Genomic DNA, 14291 nt, shown 5'->3' with positions numbered 1-14291 from the left:
AAATCGAGCTGTCCGTCTCCGGCCCAGTTCAATCCTGTATCGGTGTCTCCTATCGCTAATTTAATTGTCGGCCCAATCGTCCCGATGCCGACGTTGCCACCTCTTAGACTAAGCGTCCTTGTATTGTCAGAATACAAATCGAGCTGTCCACTTCCGGCCCAGTTCAATCCTGTATCGGTGTCTCCTATCGCTAATTTAATTGTTGGGTTCGCCGTCCCGATGCCGATATTGGTGCCATTGTTGAAAATCACGCTGTTCGCTATCCAGCTCGCGCCATCGTGTCTTAAAGTTTGACCGGAAGTTCCTGAAGGCAAAGTACCTGCGACTGCTTGCCAGGAAGCAAGGCCCGTAGCATCTGAAGTCAAAACCTTGTTTGCTCCCGGAGAACCGCCGGTGATCTTAACCTGTCCCCCAACCTCAAGCTTCGCCCCTGGGCTCGCCGTCCCGATGCCGACGTTGCCAGTGTCGGTTTGATAAATGACGGAATTTTCTAAAGCACTCGTTCCCGACCATCTCGGAATGTAATTGTCTATTCCGCTTCCACCAACAGCGCTAGCAGGTGTCACCCAAGAAGCAAGGCCGCTGGCATCTGAAGTCAAAACCTTGTCTGCGCCCGGAGAACCGCCGGTAATCTTAACCTGTCCCCCAACCTCAAGCTTCGCCCCTGGGCTCGATGTCCCGATGCCGACTTTGCCATTAGTATCAATCATAAAAGGAGTGGCATCGCCTGATTGATCTTCGACAAATAGAGAAGGACTCGTGCCGGTATTAGTAATTTTTATTCCCTTGGCACCAACTGTTAAACCATAATTATCATCCGCATCGCTAACTCCAACTCCTAATCTTCCTGACTTGGCTTGCTCAATGTTGCCAACATTAACTGGCGCCGAGACATTTCCGCCCGGGGGAGCCAGTGAAGGTTCGGTCCAAGCCCGAACAATTAAACTTATAAAAAAAACCATTGCCAAAACTCCGACCGATAAGGCAATGGTTTTCCTTGACTCGTTAGCCTCGTCTCCAATTCGCGGGCGAGGCTTAATGAAGCGTAGATTTAGATATGACATGTTTTTAGAAATGAGCTTCTCCTTTAAAATAATGCGAGGCGTGACCTTTTAATGTTTTCAGTGCTTTTGGTATATATTAAAACGCCAGAAAGTGAATGTAAAGGTTAAAAACTCTTGTCCCTAAAAACAAAGCGAAAAGAGTCCCGGCCGCCAGAAACGGGCCGAAAGGCAGTTCTGATTTCAGTGTTTTCTTCTTGAAAACCATCAATCCGAGCCCGATGGCAGCGCCGGTAGAAAAGGCAAAAAATAGGGCAACCAGAATTTTTGGAAAGCCCAGAAGTAAACCCATTAAAAAAGCGAGTTTGACGTCGCCAAAGCCCATGGCGCGGCCTTGCGAGAGATAATGGATTAACCAGAAAAACAAAGCCACGCCAAATGACGAGTATATAGTATTGAGTATCTCGTATTTAGTATATAAACCGAAAATTATACTAGATACTAAATACCAGATGCCAGATACAACAATAGCGGAGTAGATGATTTCGTCGGGAATAAGATAGTGCTTTAAATCAAATACAAAAACCACTATTAAAAGACTGCTGATGACTAGTAAATAAACTAGGTTTGAAAATTGGAAAATTGCCTGTCCGCCGAAGTCTTGGGCGAAGGCGGAAAAATTGAAAATTAGAAGGAATATTAACCCGGTTAATATTTCTACAAGAGGATACTGCCAAGAAATCTTCTTTTTGCAATAGCGGCACCTTCCCTTTAAAAGGATAAAGCTTAAAACCGGAATCAAATCCTTCCATCCTAGAAGATGACGGCACGAAGGGCAAAATGACCTACCGGAGACAAATCCTTGGCCGGTTTCTAAGCGGTAAATCAAACAATTCAGAAAGGAGCCGATAGTCAGCCCGAGAACAAAAACGAATAAATAAAGAAGTCCCATATTTGTTTACTATAATTATACCAGATAAAGAAAATAAATTCACCAACTAAAACAAATCCTCTGGGATAAGCCAGAGGATAAGTTTTCCTTTTATATATGAATCTCCCCGCAGCAAGCTGCGGGGTATCTTCTCCCCCATAGTACTTGCTACGGACTTTATCGCGCCCTTCATCCCCGCTGCAAGCAGCGGGGTATTCGGGCGATTTTGGGATAAAGTTATCAGTAGCAACAGGCGTCGAGGGTCGGCGCTGTGGCAGAGACTTTGCCCAAGGTTCCCCTTTGTGAAGAGCACACGTAAGTGCTGGCGGTGGGAGCCTCGAGCTTTACATAAACGCAGTACTTCTGTAGGTCAGCGCTATTGGCCACCCAGGTATATTGCCTTGTAGCGGCAGTATCCTGGGGATCGTTGGGAACATCAGGCAAATAGCAAAGGGTAGCTGAGCAAGGGTTCGGAATAGCAGTGACGGTATTGGCTCCGCCGGTAGCCGACAAGTATTTCTCGCTGTTGTCGGAATAATAAAGCTCCATGGCGGTGCCGATCTGCCTGATGTCTGCTTGGCGCCGAGCATCCCTGGCTTTTTCTCTGGCCGAACCCATTGAAACCAGAACGATCGAAGCCAAAAGTCCGATGACGGCAATGACGACAAGCAGTTCAACCAGGGTAAACCCCGCACCACTTTGCGAGAAATTTCCAAAGTGGTGCTGGGTGAAACCTTTTTTATGGTTTTTACTTGTCATAAAAATATTTAATGATAATCTTCCTGCTTTTTTATTATATCAAACAATAACTAGGCTTACCAATCAAAAACAAACCCCTCCCGCTTGCAGCGGGAAGGAGGTTTGTTTTGTTGTCTTTCCTTAAATCTAATAGCAACAGGCTGTGAGGGTCGGCGCTGTGGCAGAGACTTTGCTCAGAGTTCCCCGTTCCGACGAGCAGACATAGGTATTGGTGCCAGACTCGAACTTTGCATAAACACAGTACTTCTGCTTGTTGGCGCTATTGGCCGCCCAGGTATACTGCTGAGGGGTAACGTTCTTGGGATCTTTGGGGACCGCAGGCAAATAGCAAAGGGTAGCTGAGCAAGGGTTCGGAATAGCAGTGACGGCATCGACTCCGCCGGCAGTCGACAAGTATTCCTCGCTGTTGTCGGAATAATAAAGCTCCATGGCGGTGCCGATCTGCCTGATGTCTGCTTGGCGCCGAGCATCCCTGGCTTTTTCTCTGGCCGAACCCATTGAAACCAGAACGATCGAAGCCAAAAGCCCGATGACGGCAATGACGACCAATAATTCGACCAGGGTGAAACCATTAGTTTCTGATCCAAAGCCAAATTTTGTTTTCTTTGCGCTCTGTCGTTTCTTCATTTTTGGATTAAAGTCCGACTTTTTTTCGCCAAAGTCGGACTTTTAATTACGGACAGCTCAGCGTCCAGGTGCCGACATCGCAAGCTTCAAGGGTGCCTTTGTGGGAAGCGGCATAGTAGCGAGTGGTGGTGCAGGTTCCTTTGTTCTCCATAGTGGCATACATGCAGAATTTCTGGTCGTCTGCAAGGTTGCTAAACCAGTCATAAACGGCCTTGGACTTCGGATCCTTTGGCACTGTCACCATATAAGTGCCGATGGCGGCTGGCACGTCGGCCTGCTTCAGGTAAGCATCAAGGTCTCCGTAATACATTTCCATAGCCGAGGCGATCTGGCGCATATCGGCCTGCCTGACAGCATCCCTGGCCTTTGACCTTGCTCCGCCCATCGAAACCAGGACGATCGAGGCCAAAACACCAATGATGGCAATGACGATTAAAAGCTCAATCAATGTAAAACCTTTCTTATTTCTCATATTAAGTATTCTTTATTTTTAATCGATAGAATCGTTGCTTAATAAAGTCGACCTTTATCGTTTTTAATTTTCGCGGCATAGTATAGCCGTGGAAATCAAAAAATGGGATGGAAGCGTTAGCGACCATAACATTTTTTATTATATCACCTTTCAAAGAAGCTCACCAGCAGTCAAGCCCGGAAGGGGGATTTTCCATGGCCCTGGTCCCCTTGGGAGAAGCGGCAAAAAAGGCACCCGATTCAAGACAGGCCCAAAGGCAGTACTTTTGCGTCTGGCCGGTATTTCCCCACCACCGGTAGCCTTCAGGCAAACAAGCAGGAGGAGTATTGCCCGGGTCTTTCGGCATTGGATCTAAATAGGGAACAATGCTCAAGGGGGAATCATCAATTATGCCAACGGCCCCTTTTTCCGGATATTCCAGATGATCGTCGTAATAGAGCTCCAAAGCCAGCATTGACTGCCTGATGTCTGTCAGCCTCCTTGAATCCCTGGCTTTTGTCCTGACAGATTGCATCGACACCAAAGCTACCGAAGCGATAATGCCGATGATGGTCAGAACCACTAATAGCTCAATTAGGGTAAACCCCCACACCAAACCTTTATTAGGCTGTCTGTTTACACTAACTGAAGCCGATAGGCGGCTTCGCCTTATGGCCAATGAAGATTTACTAGCTAAACGCGGGTTTGGTGTGGGGGTAAATCCTTGTTTTTTCATGCTAGTTGAATAGTTTACTGGATCGGCACCGCCTGCCCGACCTGGTAAAGAGGAAGAAGAATCGAGCCGATGAGGACCCCGACGGCTCCGCCCAAGATGATGATCAAAAGCGGTTCTAACAGGCTCAAAAGGACCGCGATGCCCTTTTCAATCTCTTTCTCGTAGAAACGGACTATGTTCAGCAAAACTTCCGACAGCCTGCCGGTTTTCTCTCCTACTAGAACCATTTGGCTGACAAACGGCGGGATGTACTCGGGATGCTTTTTCAAAACCCGGGAAATCATTTCTCCTTTCCTGACCTCTTCCTTGGCTTCGAGAATAATTTCCTGGTAGCAATAATTGTCAACGACTCCGGCCAGGATTTCCAGAGACTTGGTGATCGGCAGGCCTCCGGAAATCAGAGTCGAAAGGTTTTCGGCAAGCCTGGTCACGAAAATCATTTTCAAGATCTTCCCTGCCAAAGGCACTTTTAGAATAAGGGTGTCGAATCTCTTTTTTCCTTCCGGCGTCCTTTTATATCTCCTCAGAGAAAAAATCAGGGTGCCGATGACGACAATGATTAAAAGAATGTATTTCCTGAGAAAGCCGGTAAAAGCGATAACCATTCTGGTGATCAGCGGCAGCTGCTGGAGCTCGGCCGACAAAACCTTGACCAGCTGGGGAATGACGAAAATAGCCATGGCCAGGAGAACCCCGCTGAAAACGACCAGAACAAAGACCGGATAAACCGTCATCGCCAAGACCCTCTGGGACAGTTCGTATTCCCTTTCCAAGTGGTCGGCCAGGTATTCGAGAACTTCAGAGAGTTTGCCCGAAACCTCGCCGGACTTGACTAGATTTATGTAAAAGGGTGGAAAAAGCTCAGGGAAAATAGCCAAGGCCTCGGAAAAAGAGGTGCCGCCCTCAACCGATTCTCCTATCATTAGTATCTTTTCTTTAAAAGTCTGGTTTTCCGTTTCCTCGGCCAGCGTCCGCAAAGCCTCGATCAAGGAGATTTCCGATTTGAACATCGTCGCTAATTCGCGCAGAAAAACCACCAGATCCTTGCGGGTAATCCTTTCAAAAATCCTCAGGCTCTTTAAGTAAAAAGGCTCCTCGCCGGCCTTTTCCAGAAAAGTAACCACCAAGCCGTAACTCTGGAGGACCTTGACGGCTACTTCCTGGGAAGCGGCTTCAACAACTCCGGCCTGGATGTCGCCCTCCTTGGTCCGGCCCTGATAATTGAACTTCATGAGTTAATTAGCGTCTAGTTTCTAGCGTCTAGCGTCTTAGTAAACGACCTAGTCTCCCTAGTCCCTAGTCCCTAGTCCCTAGTCCCTAGACGCTTATTAGCGATTAATGTCTGACGAGCATTCTCAACTCTACCGGATTCAAAGAATAGATCATGGCGTTTTCCAAAGAAATCTCCTTTTTCTTCACCAGATCGGCCAGCGACCTGTTCAAGGAAATCATTCCCGACTCTCCCGAGGTTTCAATGACCAAAGGCAATTCGTGGATCTTATTCTCCCGAATCAGGTTGGCGACGGCCGGCGTTGAGAGCATGATCTCGCAAGCGGGAACCAATCCTCCTTTCAGACAGGGAATCAGCCTTTGGGAAACCACTCCCAGCAAAGAGCCCGATAACTGGGCTCGGACCTGGCCCTGCTGCTCCGGCGGGAAAGAATCGACAATCCGATGAACTGTTTGGCTGGCAGAATTAGTGTGGAGAGTGGCGAAAACCAGGTGGCCGGTTTCGGCAGCGGTAATGGCAATCGCCATGGTCTCCGGATCCCTCATCTCTCCGACCATGATGACGTCCGGATCCTGCCTGAAAGTCGCTCTCAGGGCCCGGGAAAAATTGGCGGCGTCCTGATAAACTTCTCTTTGATCGATGACCGAACGATCGTCTTCAAAAATGTACTCGATCGGATCCTCGATAGTGATGATGTGGTCGGCTCTGGTGTGGTTGATCTCATCAATTAGGGCAGCCAGGGTAGTCGATTTGCCGTGGCTCGAAGGGCCGGTGATCAGAACAAAGCCCTGGCTCGGAGTCGTGAACTGATGCAGGGTCGACGGTAATTTAAGCTCCTCGACCGTCTTAATTCTCGTCGGGATCAATCTCATGGCGCAGCTGACGTCGCCACTTTGGAAAAAGATGTTGATTCTGAACCTTGCTCTGTTCTCAAAATTGTAAGAAAAATCGATGTCTTTGTCTTGTTGGAATCTTTGGAATTGATCTTCGGTCATCAAAACAGAGGCTAATGCGGTGGTATCCTCATTGGTCAAAACCTCGTGTTTTACCAAGGGTATCAGCTTCCCATTAATCCTGATGATCGGCGGATGGGAAACCGAAAGATGGAGATCTGAAGCCTGCTCTTTGACGGTCAGACTTAAAAGTTCCTTGAGCTTAGATGGATAATCCATTAATGTGTCTTTTTATTTGAGTATTGTTCTTACCTCTTCGACGACCTCGCTAGGCGTATAGTGCGCCTTGATCAGGTATTTGGTCGCACCCATGGCAAAAGCCTTGTCTACCTCTGATTTCTGGCCGAGATTGGAAAGAATGACGACTTTCAGGTCTTTAAGATTTTCGTCACTTCTGATCCTCTCTAAAATCTCCCAGCCGTCAAGGTGCGGCAGAACTATGTCTAGCAAGACCAAATCCGGCTTTTTTTCCGTCATCTTTCTGATCGCCTGGCTGCCGTCCGGAGCCACGTCAATGGCAAAACCCGTTTCCTTAAACTTGGTGGTGTAGATGTCGACTAAAAACGGATCGTCTTCGACTAATAGTATGTTTTTCATATAAGCATTTTAACTTTTTAACATATTAACACGTTAGGATGTTAGAATGTTAGGATGTTAGGATGTTATTAATTACTTCTCCTCGGCCACCCTTATAACTTCTTCTATGGTGGTTATCCCTAGTAGGACCTTCAGAATTCCGTCCTGCTTCATCGTGATCATCCCTTGCCTGAAAGCTTCTTGGGCGATCTTGCTTTCCGAAGGCTCTTCGGAAATGAGCTCTGCCAAATTCTTGGTCATTTCCATAATCTCGAAAAGGCCGGTCCTGCCGGAGAACCCGTCGAAGCCGCACTTTTTGCAGCCTCGGGGCTCATAAATTTCAAAATCCGGAGAGTTCTTGATCTCCTGTTTTTGAGATTGCGGCAAAGACTCCAACTCCCCTGAAATGATAGCTTTCATTTCTTTACTGGCCTTGATTTTTTTCTTACATTCCGGGCAAAGCTTTCTGACCAGCCTCTGGGCGATCGCCAGTTCCAAAGTCGGCGGGATCAAGAACGATCTCACTCCCAAATCAATCAGGCGGGGAATGACTCCCAGGGCATTGTTGGTGTGCAGGGTCGACAAAACCAAGTGCCCTGTCAGGGCGGCGTGAGTCGTCAGGTTGGCGGTTTCCTCATCTCTGATCTCGCCAACCATGATGACGTTCGGAGCCTGCCTCAAGACGTGGCGAAGGCCGTTGGCAAAAGTATAACCGATTTCTGACTTGATCTGCGACTGATTGACGCCGTCGATAAAATACTCCACCGGGTCCTCGAGAGTGACAATGTTTTTTCCCTCCTTGTTGAGCATCCTCAAAAGCGTGTAAAGAGTGGTGGTTTTGCCAGATCCCGTCGGCCCGGTCAGCAAAATCAGGCCGTAGGGCTTTTCGAGAGCCTGCTTTACCAGATCGAGGTTCCTTCCCATTAAGCCCAGATCGTCAAGGCTTTTCAGCCACTGGCCGGGATCTAAAATTCTGATAGCGACTTTTTCCCCCAAAACCGTCGGAAAAGTCGCCACCCGGAAATCAACACTCTTGTCGTCGAACTTGGCGGAAAACCTGCCGTCCTGGGGAATCCTAACCTCGTCAATCTTCATGTTAGACAGAATCTTAATTCTGGAGATAATCGCCGGCAGCAACCTCAAGGGCAGAAAAATCGAGGAGTGCAAAACTCCGTCAAGGCGATAGCGCACCCTCAGGTTGTCTCCGGTCGGCTCAATGTGAATGTCCGAGGCCCGACCGTCAACGCCGTGGCCCAAGATCACCGCCACCACCTTGGTAATCGGCGCTTCTTCGGCCAGCCTTTCAAACTCGGCCGGCGTCGGCATCCCTCCCGGCTTGATCTTTTCTTCCTCCAAATCCTTTTCCAGCTGGCCGAGAGCTCTTTCAACTTCTTTCCTCATGGTTCGGTACTGTTTCAAAAGATTGTTGAAATTGCTGAAACTGATCAGGAAAATCTGACTGCGCCATTTACCTTGCCTAGAAAGGAATTTCAAAGCCTCTTGGTTGGCAATGTCTTCGGGATAAACCATGCCAACCTCAAGAACATCTTCCTTCTTGGCTAAAGGAATCATTTTGTAGTATCTGGCCGAATCTTCCGGGATGAACTCGAGGCTTTTAAGAGAAACTTCCTCGGCTAAAACCTCTTTAAAAGGGATCTTTAATTCTTCGCTTTTTATCCGGAAAAGGAGGTTTTCGTCGACGATTCCGCTTTCCAGGATTACTTCTTCTTCTTTCTTTGCCTTTTCTTTTGATTCCGACTCAAAAAGGCTGGCCTTTTCGCGGTCAATAATCCCTTTTTTTAACAATGTTTGAATTAAAAACATTTTTCGCTAGATTATTCTGCTTCTGGTTGCTCGGGCGCCGGTGCCGGTGAAAACGGATTTTCCCTATAGCTTTCGCCTTCAAAGTTCGGAATTTCTTCAAACAACTCCAGATCTTTTAAAATGGGCTTTTTGAAAACGCTAAAATCGATATTCACCCCTTTGGCCGGCAGAGAAAACGCCGGCAATTCAGGCGACGGCTTCCTGAGGACGCCAAACCAAAAGATTCCAGCTGTCAGCAGGGCGACGACGACAAAAATCAGAATCAAATATCGCTGCTTTTTTCTGTTTTCAGAAAAAACTATGGCCATGTAGTGTTAAATTATTGATTAGTTCCGTGTGGTGCGCTGAAGATACGACTGCCAAAATCCATGGTTTCTACTCGGGCAGAAAATTAGCCGAAACGAGCAAACTGAACGTGAAAACTTCTCCTTTTTCTGGAATGGAAAACGACAGCGATTCTGTCTGAATCAGCCTCGAGCTCTTTTCTAAACCGGAAACGAATTTTTTAAAAGAAGTATAAGGGCCGTCTACTCCTATGAAAACTTCTGTTTTCTCGACTTTAGGGTTTTCTATTACCAGAACGGTTTTCCCGAAGTTAATTTTCCCTAAAACCAGGCCTTCGCGGGAAGCCGTCTTTTGTATAAAATCCAGCAGGGACGGCATCGAGGGGTCGCCGGGAAGGCTAGAGCTGATCTTGGCCAGCTCTGGCCCGTATTTCTCGAGTTTGCCGTGGAGGGAACGAATATTTTCGGAGTAATCCTGCTCATTTTGTAAATCCACCCGCTTCTGAGAAGATTCGGTTTTAAGATTTTTGACGTCCTGGTTCTTCGGCAGGATCAACAAAACCAAAACCAGAAAGCCTAACAGGAAATTGCCGATGGCAAAAAAATATTGTTTCATATTATTCTGCGACTTTAAAAAACTGCGGGTCAAAAATTATCTTAAAGCCGAACTCGACCCCGCCATGCTTTCCGATCCCGACCTGCATCAAGTTGCTTTCTTTGATTAGGGGCTGCGTCTTAAAAAGGAGCGATTGCTGGCCCAGAGCCTGGAAGTTGTCGGCCTTGCCGGAAAGCCAAACCGTATTGTCTTCTACAGTGAAGCCCATCTTGCTAAAAACGACTTCGGGATGGACCAGTTTTTCAATGAGGTCAAAAACTCTGGAAAGCTGTTTTCTCTGGTTTAAGAGAATGCCGAAAGCAACAATCTTCTTTTGGGAGATTAAAACCTCCTTTTCGGCATCAATCTCTGCCTGGGTTCTGTCTTTGGCCAGTTCCTGGTTGATACTTTCGATCTCGAGGCTAGTCTTTTTGGCCGATCTCGCCAATAAAGCAAAAACCAAAAGAGAGAGAATCAAAAAGACGGCCGAAAAGACAAACAGGGCTGTTTGCCAGGGCGGCGCTTCTATTTGTTTTTTAGGAATTAAACCAATTCTCATGACAATTATTCTAACCCCCTCATGGCCGCACCGACGGCGATGACATAAGAAGGCGCGAGGTTTTTCAAGGTTTTTTCGAGTATCGGCGGATAGAAAATGTAGGAAAAGGGGTCGGCTATCTCAACTTTTCTACCAAGCTTTTTGGCAAAATGCTCTTTTAAGCCCGGCGTCAGGGCAATGCCTCCTGCCATAACAATAAGCTCTGGAATCTTGCCCTCAACCAAGGAGAATCCCTGGATGGTTTTGTCCACTTCTATAAGGATGGCGTCGACGATCGTCAGAATGGTCTCGGCAATGTTGCCCTCTTCCAGGTCTCCGGCCGCCAATCCGTACTTTTCCCTTAAAGCCTGGGCTTCTTTAAAATCGATTTGCAATGATTTGCTCAAAACTTCGGTTATCTCGTTTGCCGCCGGTTCAAAGCTCCGGCTCAACTTCAAGACCCCTTTATCAACTATACTACAAGTAGTGCTCTGAGCGCCAATGTCAATAATCGCCACCACCTTGCTCCTGTCCGGACTGGCCGCTCTTAAAAAGCCGAAAACCTCAGCCTCCAAAGCATAAAGATTGAGATCTGTTATCTTGGCGATCTCCTGATACTGGTTGATGATTTCGTTGGGAACGGCCACCAGCAAGATCTTGAGGTTTGAACCGTGATGATCGCTGACTTCTCCCTGGACAATCGACCAGTCCAGAGCGACTTCGTTCAGGGGCACCGGTATCTGCTGCCTCGCCTGAAAGCGGACGGCCTGAGGCAATTCCTGAGACGACATCGGTGGCAGTTCAAAAGTGGTGTAGAAAGTCGAAAAATCGGGAATCGAAAAAACCGCTTTCCTGGACGACATTTTCGCTTCGTCGATCACGGCTCCCACGGCCCTGGCAATATCCATCGTCTGAAACAAAATCGTGTTCTTTTCAAGGGTTCTGAAAGGCTTGTCGTAGATGGCTTCTGCTTTGATTTCTCCATAAGCTTCCAGTTTAATTCTTTCTCCCAGTTTGGAGAGCTCGACGACTTTGATCACCGAAGAGCCAATGTCAATGCCGAGGCAACTTCTTTTGACTAAACCGAAAGGAGTAAAGGCCACGAGTTTGTATTTTTTATTATGTCCGGAAGGAAAATTAACTGCGTTAATTATAACACTTGTGCCGTAATAAAGACAAAGGTTGTTTTCAATGAGCTCAAAAACCCGGCGCCTGCCGGTTTACTGAGACGACCGTTGAGGTTAGGCCTCAACAGATTCACAGTTTTCCGTTTGAGGCGTCTCGGTCAGGATTATTTTAACCTAAAACGATAGATGGATTGACAATGATTAATATCGTGATACAATGTATACATATTAATAATTACCTTCCCAATCATGAAAAACCATAGTCGCGATAAAGTGCTCCACGCCAGAGTTTCTAACGAACTCTATGAAAAAATTGCCGAAAAGGCCAAGAGGCACAGAGTTACTGTTTCCAACCTTGTAAGGAGTTTGGCCGAGGATTATTTAGATATTCAATCTGATGTCCTGGGAGCAATAAACGACAAAATCAATGACTATCTGTACAAAAAGCAGGATATCATCGGATTCCAGCCGATAACCGCTGAAAAAGATTTGTCGTGTGCTTTATGCAAAGGAAATATTAAAAAAAGCGGCCGGGCATTCATTGCTTTCCTGGAAAAGCCCTCTCGCAACATAATTGTTTGTGCAAAATGCCGAGGGGAAAGTAAAAAATAAAGATTTAACATGGACTATTGGAGTCGCCTAAAAAGGTTCTCTAAAATAATCTCTGCCTTTTACTCTTACTTCTGGCGGGCTTTTGTTAAAACCAGGGGGAATACGTCGGAAGCCACTCAAAAAAGAGCTTTCCTTTTGAGGCAGACTCTAGAAAACCTGGGTTCTGTTTTTATTAAATTCGGTCAATTTCTATCTTTGAGACCGGACTTTATGCCTCCGGAGTATTGCCGAGAGCTTTTCTACCTGCTGGAGAACGTACCCCCTTTTTCATCCGCAGAAGTCATAAAGGCGTTCAAGGAGGATTTTAATACCACGCCGGACAAACTTTTTTCTGTATTCAAAACAACTTCTTTTGCCGCCGCTTCCTTCGGCCAAGCGCACGAAGCGTACTTAGAAAGCGGAGAAAAATTGGCGGTAAAGATTCAACGGCCGGGAATTAAAGAAACGGTTGCCCGCGATATTAAATTGATGAAGATTTTGGCTAAAATCATAGACCTTCTGCCCCTGGGCCCCAATAAGCTCGCGCCGATGGTCAGGCAATTTGAAGAATGGACTTTGGAGGAATTAGATTATGCCACCGAGGCAAACTATACCGAAGAATTTTACGACCGCTACGATAAGGACAAAACAAAAATGGCTGTACCTAAAATATACCGTAAGTTTTGCTCTCCGCGAATCTTAACGGCAGAATTTATAGAGGGGATTACCCTTTCAAATATCCTTTTGGCAATCAGAAACAATAATAGGGACGTCTTAGATAAATTGGAAAAAATGGAGTTTTCCCGAGAGAAAACAGCCGAAATCCTCCTTAAAAATAGCTTGAAACAAATCTATCTTGACGGTTTTTTCCACGCCGATCCTCATCCGGCGAATATCATTTTTATGCCAAACAATGAATTAGCGTATATAGATTTTGGGATAGTGGGCAAGTTGGATAAAAAAACCCGTTTTGCCTGCTTAAAATACATACGTTCTGTTTGTTACGGCGACACCGATAACGCCTTTGAGGCGCTGGTTCAGCTTTGTAATATACCATCTGCTCAAAACCAAATTGAATTAAAAAAAGAGCACGACCGGATTGTTCTTGAATCCTTAGGGGCGTTTAAAAATCACCAGGGGGAGAATGATATCAGCGGTTTAAAACAGATAATCGGGAAAAAACTATTCAAAACGCTGAAAATCTTGCAGAAATGCAATATCGTTGTCCCGGCAAATACACTAAGATATTTTCGAGCGGTCTCAACACTAGACAGCACCATTGTGGAACTGAATCCCCGGATCGAAATAGACACTATCGCCGAGAATATTAGGGATATCTCGATTGCCAACATTATGAAAGAATTGCCTAATCTTTTAACGTTGGAGAAATTTGAAGACAGCTTGATGAGGTTATTGAACGTTATCGAAAAAGAAGTATCGTAAAAATTGCAACAACATAGACAATAAATCTTAAACCTAAAATCGCCTAAATGGCGATTTTTGAGGCATCCCCTCCTTCGTTCCGCTTCGCGGAACTTCGGAAGGGCAAGTCGGTCTCTCGTATTTCGAGGCGCTGAAAGGCGACTCATAAAAAATGCTGGCTGCGGCACGTCAAACGTGCCAGCCAAGTTTGACTTGGCGGCGGGAGCAGGATTCGAACCTGCGGTACCCTTGCGGATACAATGGTTTTCAAGACCATCCGAATAAACCGCTCTCGCATCCCGCCTTAAAACTTATTTAGGTTTTAATCTTTTTTGTCTAATTTATCAAGTCCCAAACCCTTGATTCCAAAATAAACCACAATAGCAATAACCAGAAAATCTATCAAAACGCTCAAAAAATGCCCCCACATCAGATTAATAGGGCCAATATTTAAAGCTGCTTCGGCCAAGCCGCCTGCTGAACCAGTAATCAGGCCGATGAAGGGACTAATCAGGTCCTGAATCAGGGCTGAAACCAATTTGGCGACGGCGCCGCCTAAGATGAAGCCGACTGCCAGCCCCACCACTCCTTGTCTTCTGATAAAATCAATGAATCCTTTCATTTCTTATTTATTAAATTATTGGC

At 46.4% G+C, this 14291-nt stretch carries 17 protein-coding genes and 1 tRNA gene; 2 read left to right on the top strand and 16 right to left on the bottom strand.

Going from position 1 to position 14291, the window contains the following annotated elements:
- The 14 genes from Q8N16_04350 to pilM form a co-directional block, all read right to left on the bottom strand.
- A partial coding sequence (locus Q8N16_04350) for a hypothetical protein (GenBank protein MDP3093950.1) occupies nucleotides 1–1064 on the bottom strand: 1064 nt, incomplete at its 3' end.
- A 76-nt stretch (nucleotides 1065–1140) separates the two neighbouring features.
- Complete coding sequence (locus tag Q8N16_04345; protein ID MDP3093949.1) at nucleotides 1141–1953, bottom strand: prepilin peptidase; 813 nt, start codon at nucleotides 1951–1953, stop codon at nucleotides 1141–1143.
- Nucleotides 1954–2172: 219 nt separating this feature from the next.
- Complete coding sequence (locus Q8N16_04340) at nucleotides 2173–2691, bottom strand: type II secretion system protein (GenBank protein ID MDP3093948.1); 519 nt, start codon at nucleotides 2689–2691, stop codon at nucleotides 2173–2175.
- A gap of 126 nt (nucleotides 2692–2817) precedes the next feature.
- On the bottom strand, nucleotides 2818–3318 hold the full coding sequence (locus Q8N16_04335) for a type II secretion system protein (GenBank protein ID MDP3093947.1): 501 nt from the start codon (nucleotides 3316–3318) through the stop codon (nucleotides 2818–2820).
- A gap of 46 nt (nucleotides 3319–3364) precedes the next feature.
- Nucleotides 3365–3790, bottom strand: a complete 426-nt coding sequence (locus Q8N16_04330) for a type II secretion system protein (GenBank protein MDP3093946.1) — start codon at nucleotides 3788–3790, stop codon at nucleotides 3365–3367.
- A 160-nt stretch (nucleotides 3791–3950) separates the two neighbouring features.
- A complete protein-coding gene (locus tag Q8N16_04325) occupies nucleotides 3951–4505 on the bottom strand; it encodes a type II secretion system protein (protein MDP3093945.1) in 555 nt (184 codons plus the stop codon).
- 14 nt (nucleotides 4506–4519) lie between these two features.
- Nucleotides 4520–5737, bottom strand: coding sequence for a type II secretion system F family protein (locus Q8N16_04320; GenBank protein MDP3093944.1), 1218 nt, complete (start codon nucleotides 5735–5737; stop codon nucleotides 4520–4522).
- Between the two features lie 103 nt (nucleotides 5738–5840).
- Nucleotides 5841–6908 carry a PilT/PilU family type 4a pilus ATPase gene (locus Q8N16_04315; protein ID MDP3093943.1) on the bottom strand — a complete coding sequence of 356 codons (1068 nt, stop codon included), beginning with the start codon at nucleotides 6906–6908 and terminating at the stop codon, nucleotides 5841–5843.
- A 12-nt stretch (nucleotides 6909–6920) separates the two neighbouring features.
- Nucleotides 6921–7286 (bottom strand): response regulator, encoded by a 366-nt coding sequence (locus Q8N16_04310; GenBank protein ID MDP3093942.1) that lies wholly within the window; start codon nucleotides 7284–7286, stop codon nucleotides 6921–6923.
- 72 nt (nucleotides 7287–7358) lie between these two features.
- Nucleotides 7359–9089 carry a GspE/PulE family protein gene (locus Q8N16_04305; protein MDP3093941.1) on the bottom strand — a complete coding sequence of 577 codons (1731 nt, stop codon included), beginning with the start codon at nucleotides 9087–9089 and terminating at the stop codon, nucleotides 7359–7361.
- Between the two features lie 11 nt (nucleotides 9090–9100).
- A complete protein-coding gene (locus Q8N16_04300) occupies nucleotides 9101–9397 on the bottom strand; it encodes a hypothetical protein (protein ID MDP3093940.1) in 297 nt (98 codons plus the stop codon).
- Nucleotides 9398–9464: 67 nt separating this feature from the next.
- Nucleotides 9465–9989, bottom strand: coding sequence for a type 4a pilus biogenesis protein PilO (gene pilO, locus Q8N16_04295; GenBank protein MDP3093939.1), 525 nt, complete (start codon nucleotides 9987–9989; stop codon nucleotides 9465–9467).
- Nucleotide 9990: 1 nt separating this feature from the next.
- Entirely contained in the window at nucleotides 9991–10527 is a 537-nt protein-coding gene (locus Q8N16_04290) for a hypothetical protein (protein ID MDP3093938.1), read from the bottom strand.
- 5 nt (nucleotides 10528–10532) lie between these two features.
- Complete coding sequence (gene pilM, locus Q8N16_04285) at nucleotides 10533–11609, bottom strand: type IV pilus assembly protein PilM (protein ID MDP3093937.1); 1077 nt, start codon at nucleotides 11607–11609, stop codon at nucleotides 10533–10535.
- A gap of 273 nt (nucleotides 11610–11882) precedes the next feature.
- Here pilM and Q8N16_04280 point away from each other — a divergent pair, with 273 nt between their 5' ends.
- A complete protein-coding gene (locus Q8N16_04280) occupies nucleotides 11883–12245 on the top strand; it encodes a hypothetical protein (protein ID MDP3093936.1) in 363 nt (120 codons plus the stop codon).
- Between the two features lie 9 nt (nucleotides 12246–12254).
- A complete protein-coding gene (locus Q8N16_04275; protein MDP3093935.1) occupies nucleotides 12255–13667 on the top strand; it encodes an AarF/UbiB family protein in 1413 nt (470 codons plus the stop codon).
- Nucleotides 13668–13860: 193 nt separating this feature from the next.
- Here the strand turns inward: Q8N16_04275 and Q8N16_04270 are convergent.
- Together Q8N16_04270 and Q8N16_04265 are read right to left on the bottom strand one after the other, a co-directional pair.
- Nucleotides 13861–13950, bottom strand: a tRNA-Ser gene (locus Q8N16_04270).
- Between the two features lie 18 nt (nucleotides 13951–13968).
- A complete protein-coding gene (locus Q8N16_04265) occupies nucleotides 13969–14268 on the bottom strand; it encodes an MscL family protein (GenBank protein MDP3093934.1) in 300 nt (99 codons plus the stop codon).
- Between the last annotated feature and the right edge of the window lie 23 nt (nucleotides 14269–14291).

The organism is bacterium (assembly GCA_030693425.1).
In the GTDB taxonomy this organism is placed as follows: domain Bacteria; phylum Patescibacteriota; class Minisyncoccia; order Minisyncoccales; family GWA2-46-15; genus GWA2-46-15.
The sequence above is the reverse complement of the archived record's forward strand: the minus strand, read 5'-3'. Positions and strand labels throughout refer to the sequence as shown.

Excerpts from the sequence above, each read along its gene's own strand:
- Q8N16_04345 (MDP3093949.1), bottom strand. The coding sequence starts at position 1,953 with ATGGGACTTCTTTATTTATTCGTTTTTGTTCTCGGGCTGACTATCGGC.
- Q8N16_04340 (MDP3093948.1), bottom strand. The coding sequence starts at position 2,691 with ATGACAAGTAAAAACCATAAAAAAGGTTTCACCCAGCACCACTTTGGA.
- Q8N16_04335 (MDP3093947.1), bottom strand. The coding sequence starts at position 3,318 with ATGAAGAAACGACAGAGCGCAAAGAAAACAAAATTTGGCTTTGGATCA.
- Q8N16_04330 (MDP3093946.1), bottom strand. The coding sequence starts at position 3,790 with ATGAGAAATAAGAAAGGTTTTACATTGATTGAGCTTTTAATCGTCATT.
- Q8N16_04325 (MDP3093945.1), bottom strand. The coding sequence starts at position 4,505 with ATGAAAAAACAAGGATTTACCCCCACACCAAACCCGCGTTTAGCTAGT.
- Q8N16_04320 (MDP3093944.1), bottom strand. The coding sequence starts at position 5,737 with ATGAAGTTCAATTATCAGGGCCGGACCAAGGAGGGCGACATCCAGGCC.
- Q8N16_04315 (MDP3093943.1), bottom strand. The coding sequence starts at position 6,908 with ATGGATTATCCATCTAAGCTCAAGGAACTTTTAAGTCTGACCGTCAAA.
- Q8N16_04310 (MDP3093942.1), bottom strand. The coding sequence starts at position 7,286 with ATGAAAAACATACTATTAGTCGAAGACGATCCGTTTTTAGTCGACATC.
- Q8N16_04305 (MDP3093941.1), bottom strand. The coding sequence starts at position 9,089 with ATGTTTTTAATTCAAACATTGTTAAAAAAAGGGATTATTGACCGCGAA.
- Q8N16_04300 (MDP3093940.1), bottom strand. The coding sequence starts at position 9,397 with ATGGCCATAGTTTTTTCTGAAAACAGAAAAAAGCAGCGATATTTGATT.
- pilO (MDP3093939.1), bottom strand. The coding sequence starts at position 9,989 with ATGAAACAATATTTTTTTGCCATCGGCAATTTCCTGTTAGGCTTTCTG.
- Q8N16_04290 (MDP3093938.1), bottom strand. The coding sequence starts at position 10,527 with ATGAGAATTGGTTTAATTCCTAAAAAACAAATAGAAGCGCCGCCCTGG.
- Q8N16_04280 (MDP3093936.1), top strand. The coding sequence starts at position 11,883 with ATGAAAAACCATAGTCGCGATAAAGTGCTCCACGCCAGAGTTTCTAAC.
- Q8N16_04275 (MDP3093935.1), top strand. The coding sequence starts at position 12,255 with ATGGACTATTGGAGTCGCCTAAAAAGGTTCTCTAAAATAATCTCTGCC.
- Q8N16_04265 (MDP3093934.1), bottom strand. The coding sequence starts at position 14,268 with ATGAAAGGATTCATTGATTTTATCAGAAGACAAGGAGTGGTGGGGCTG.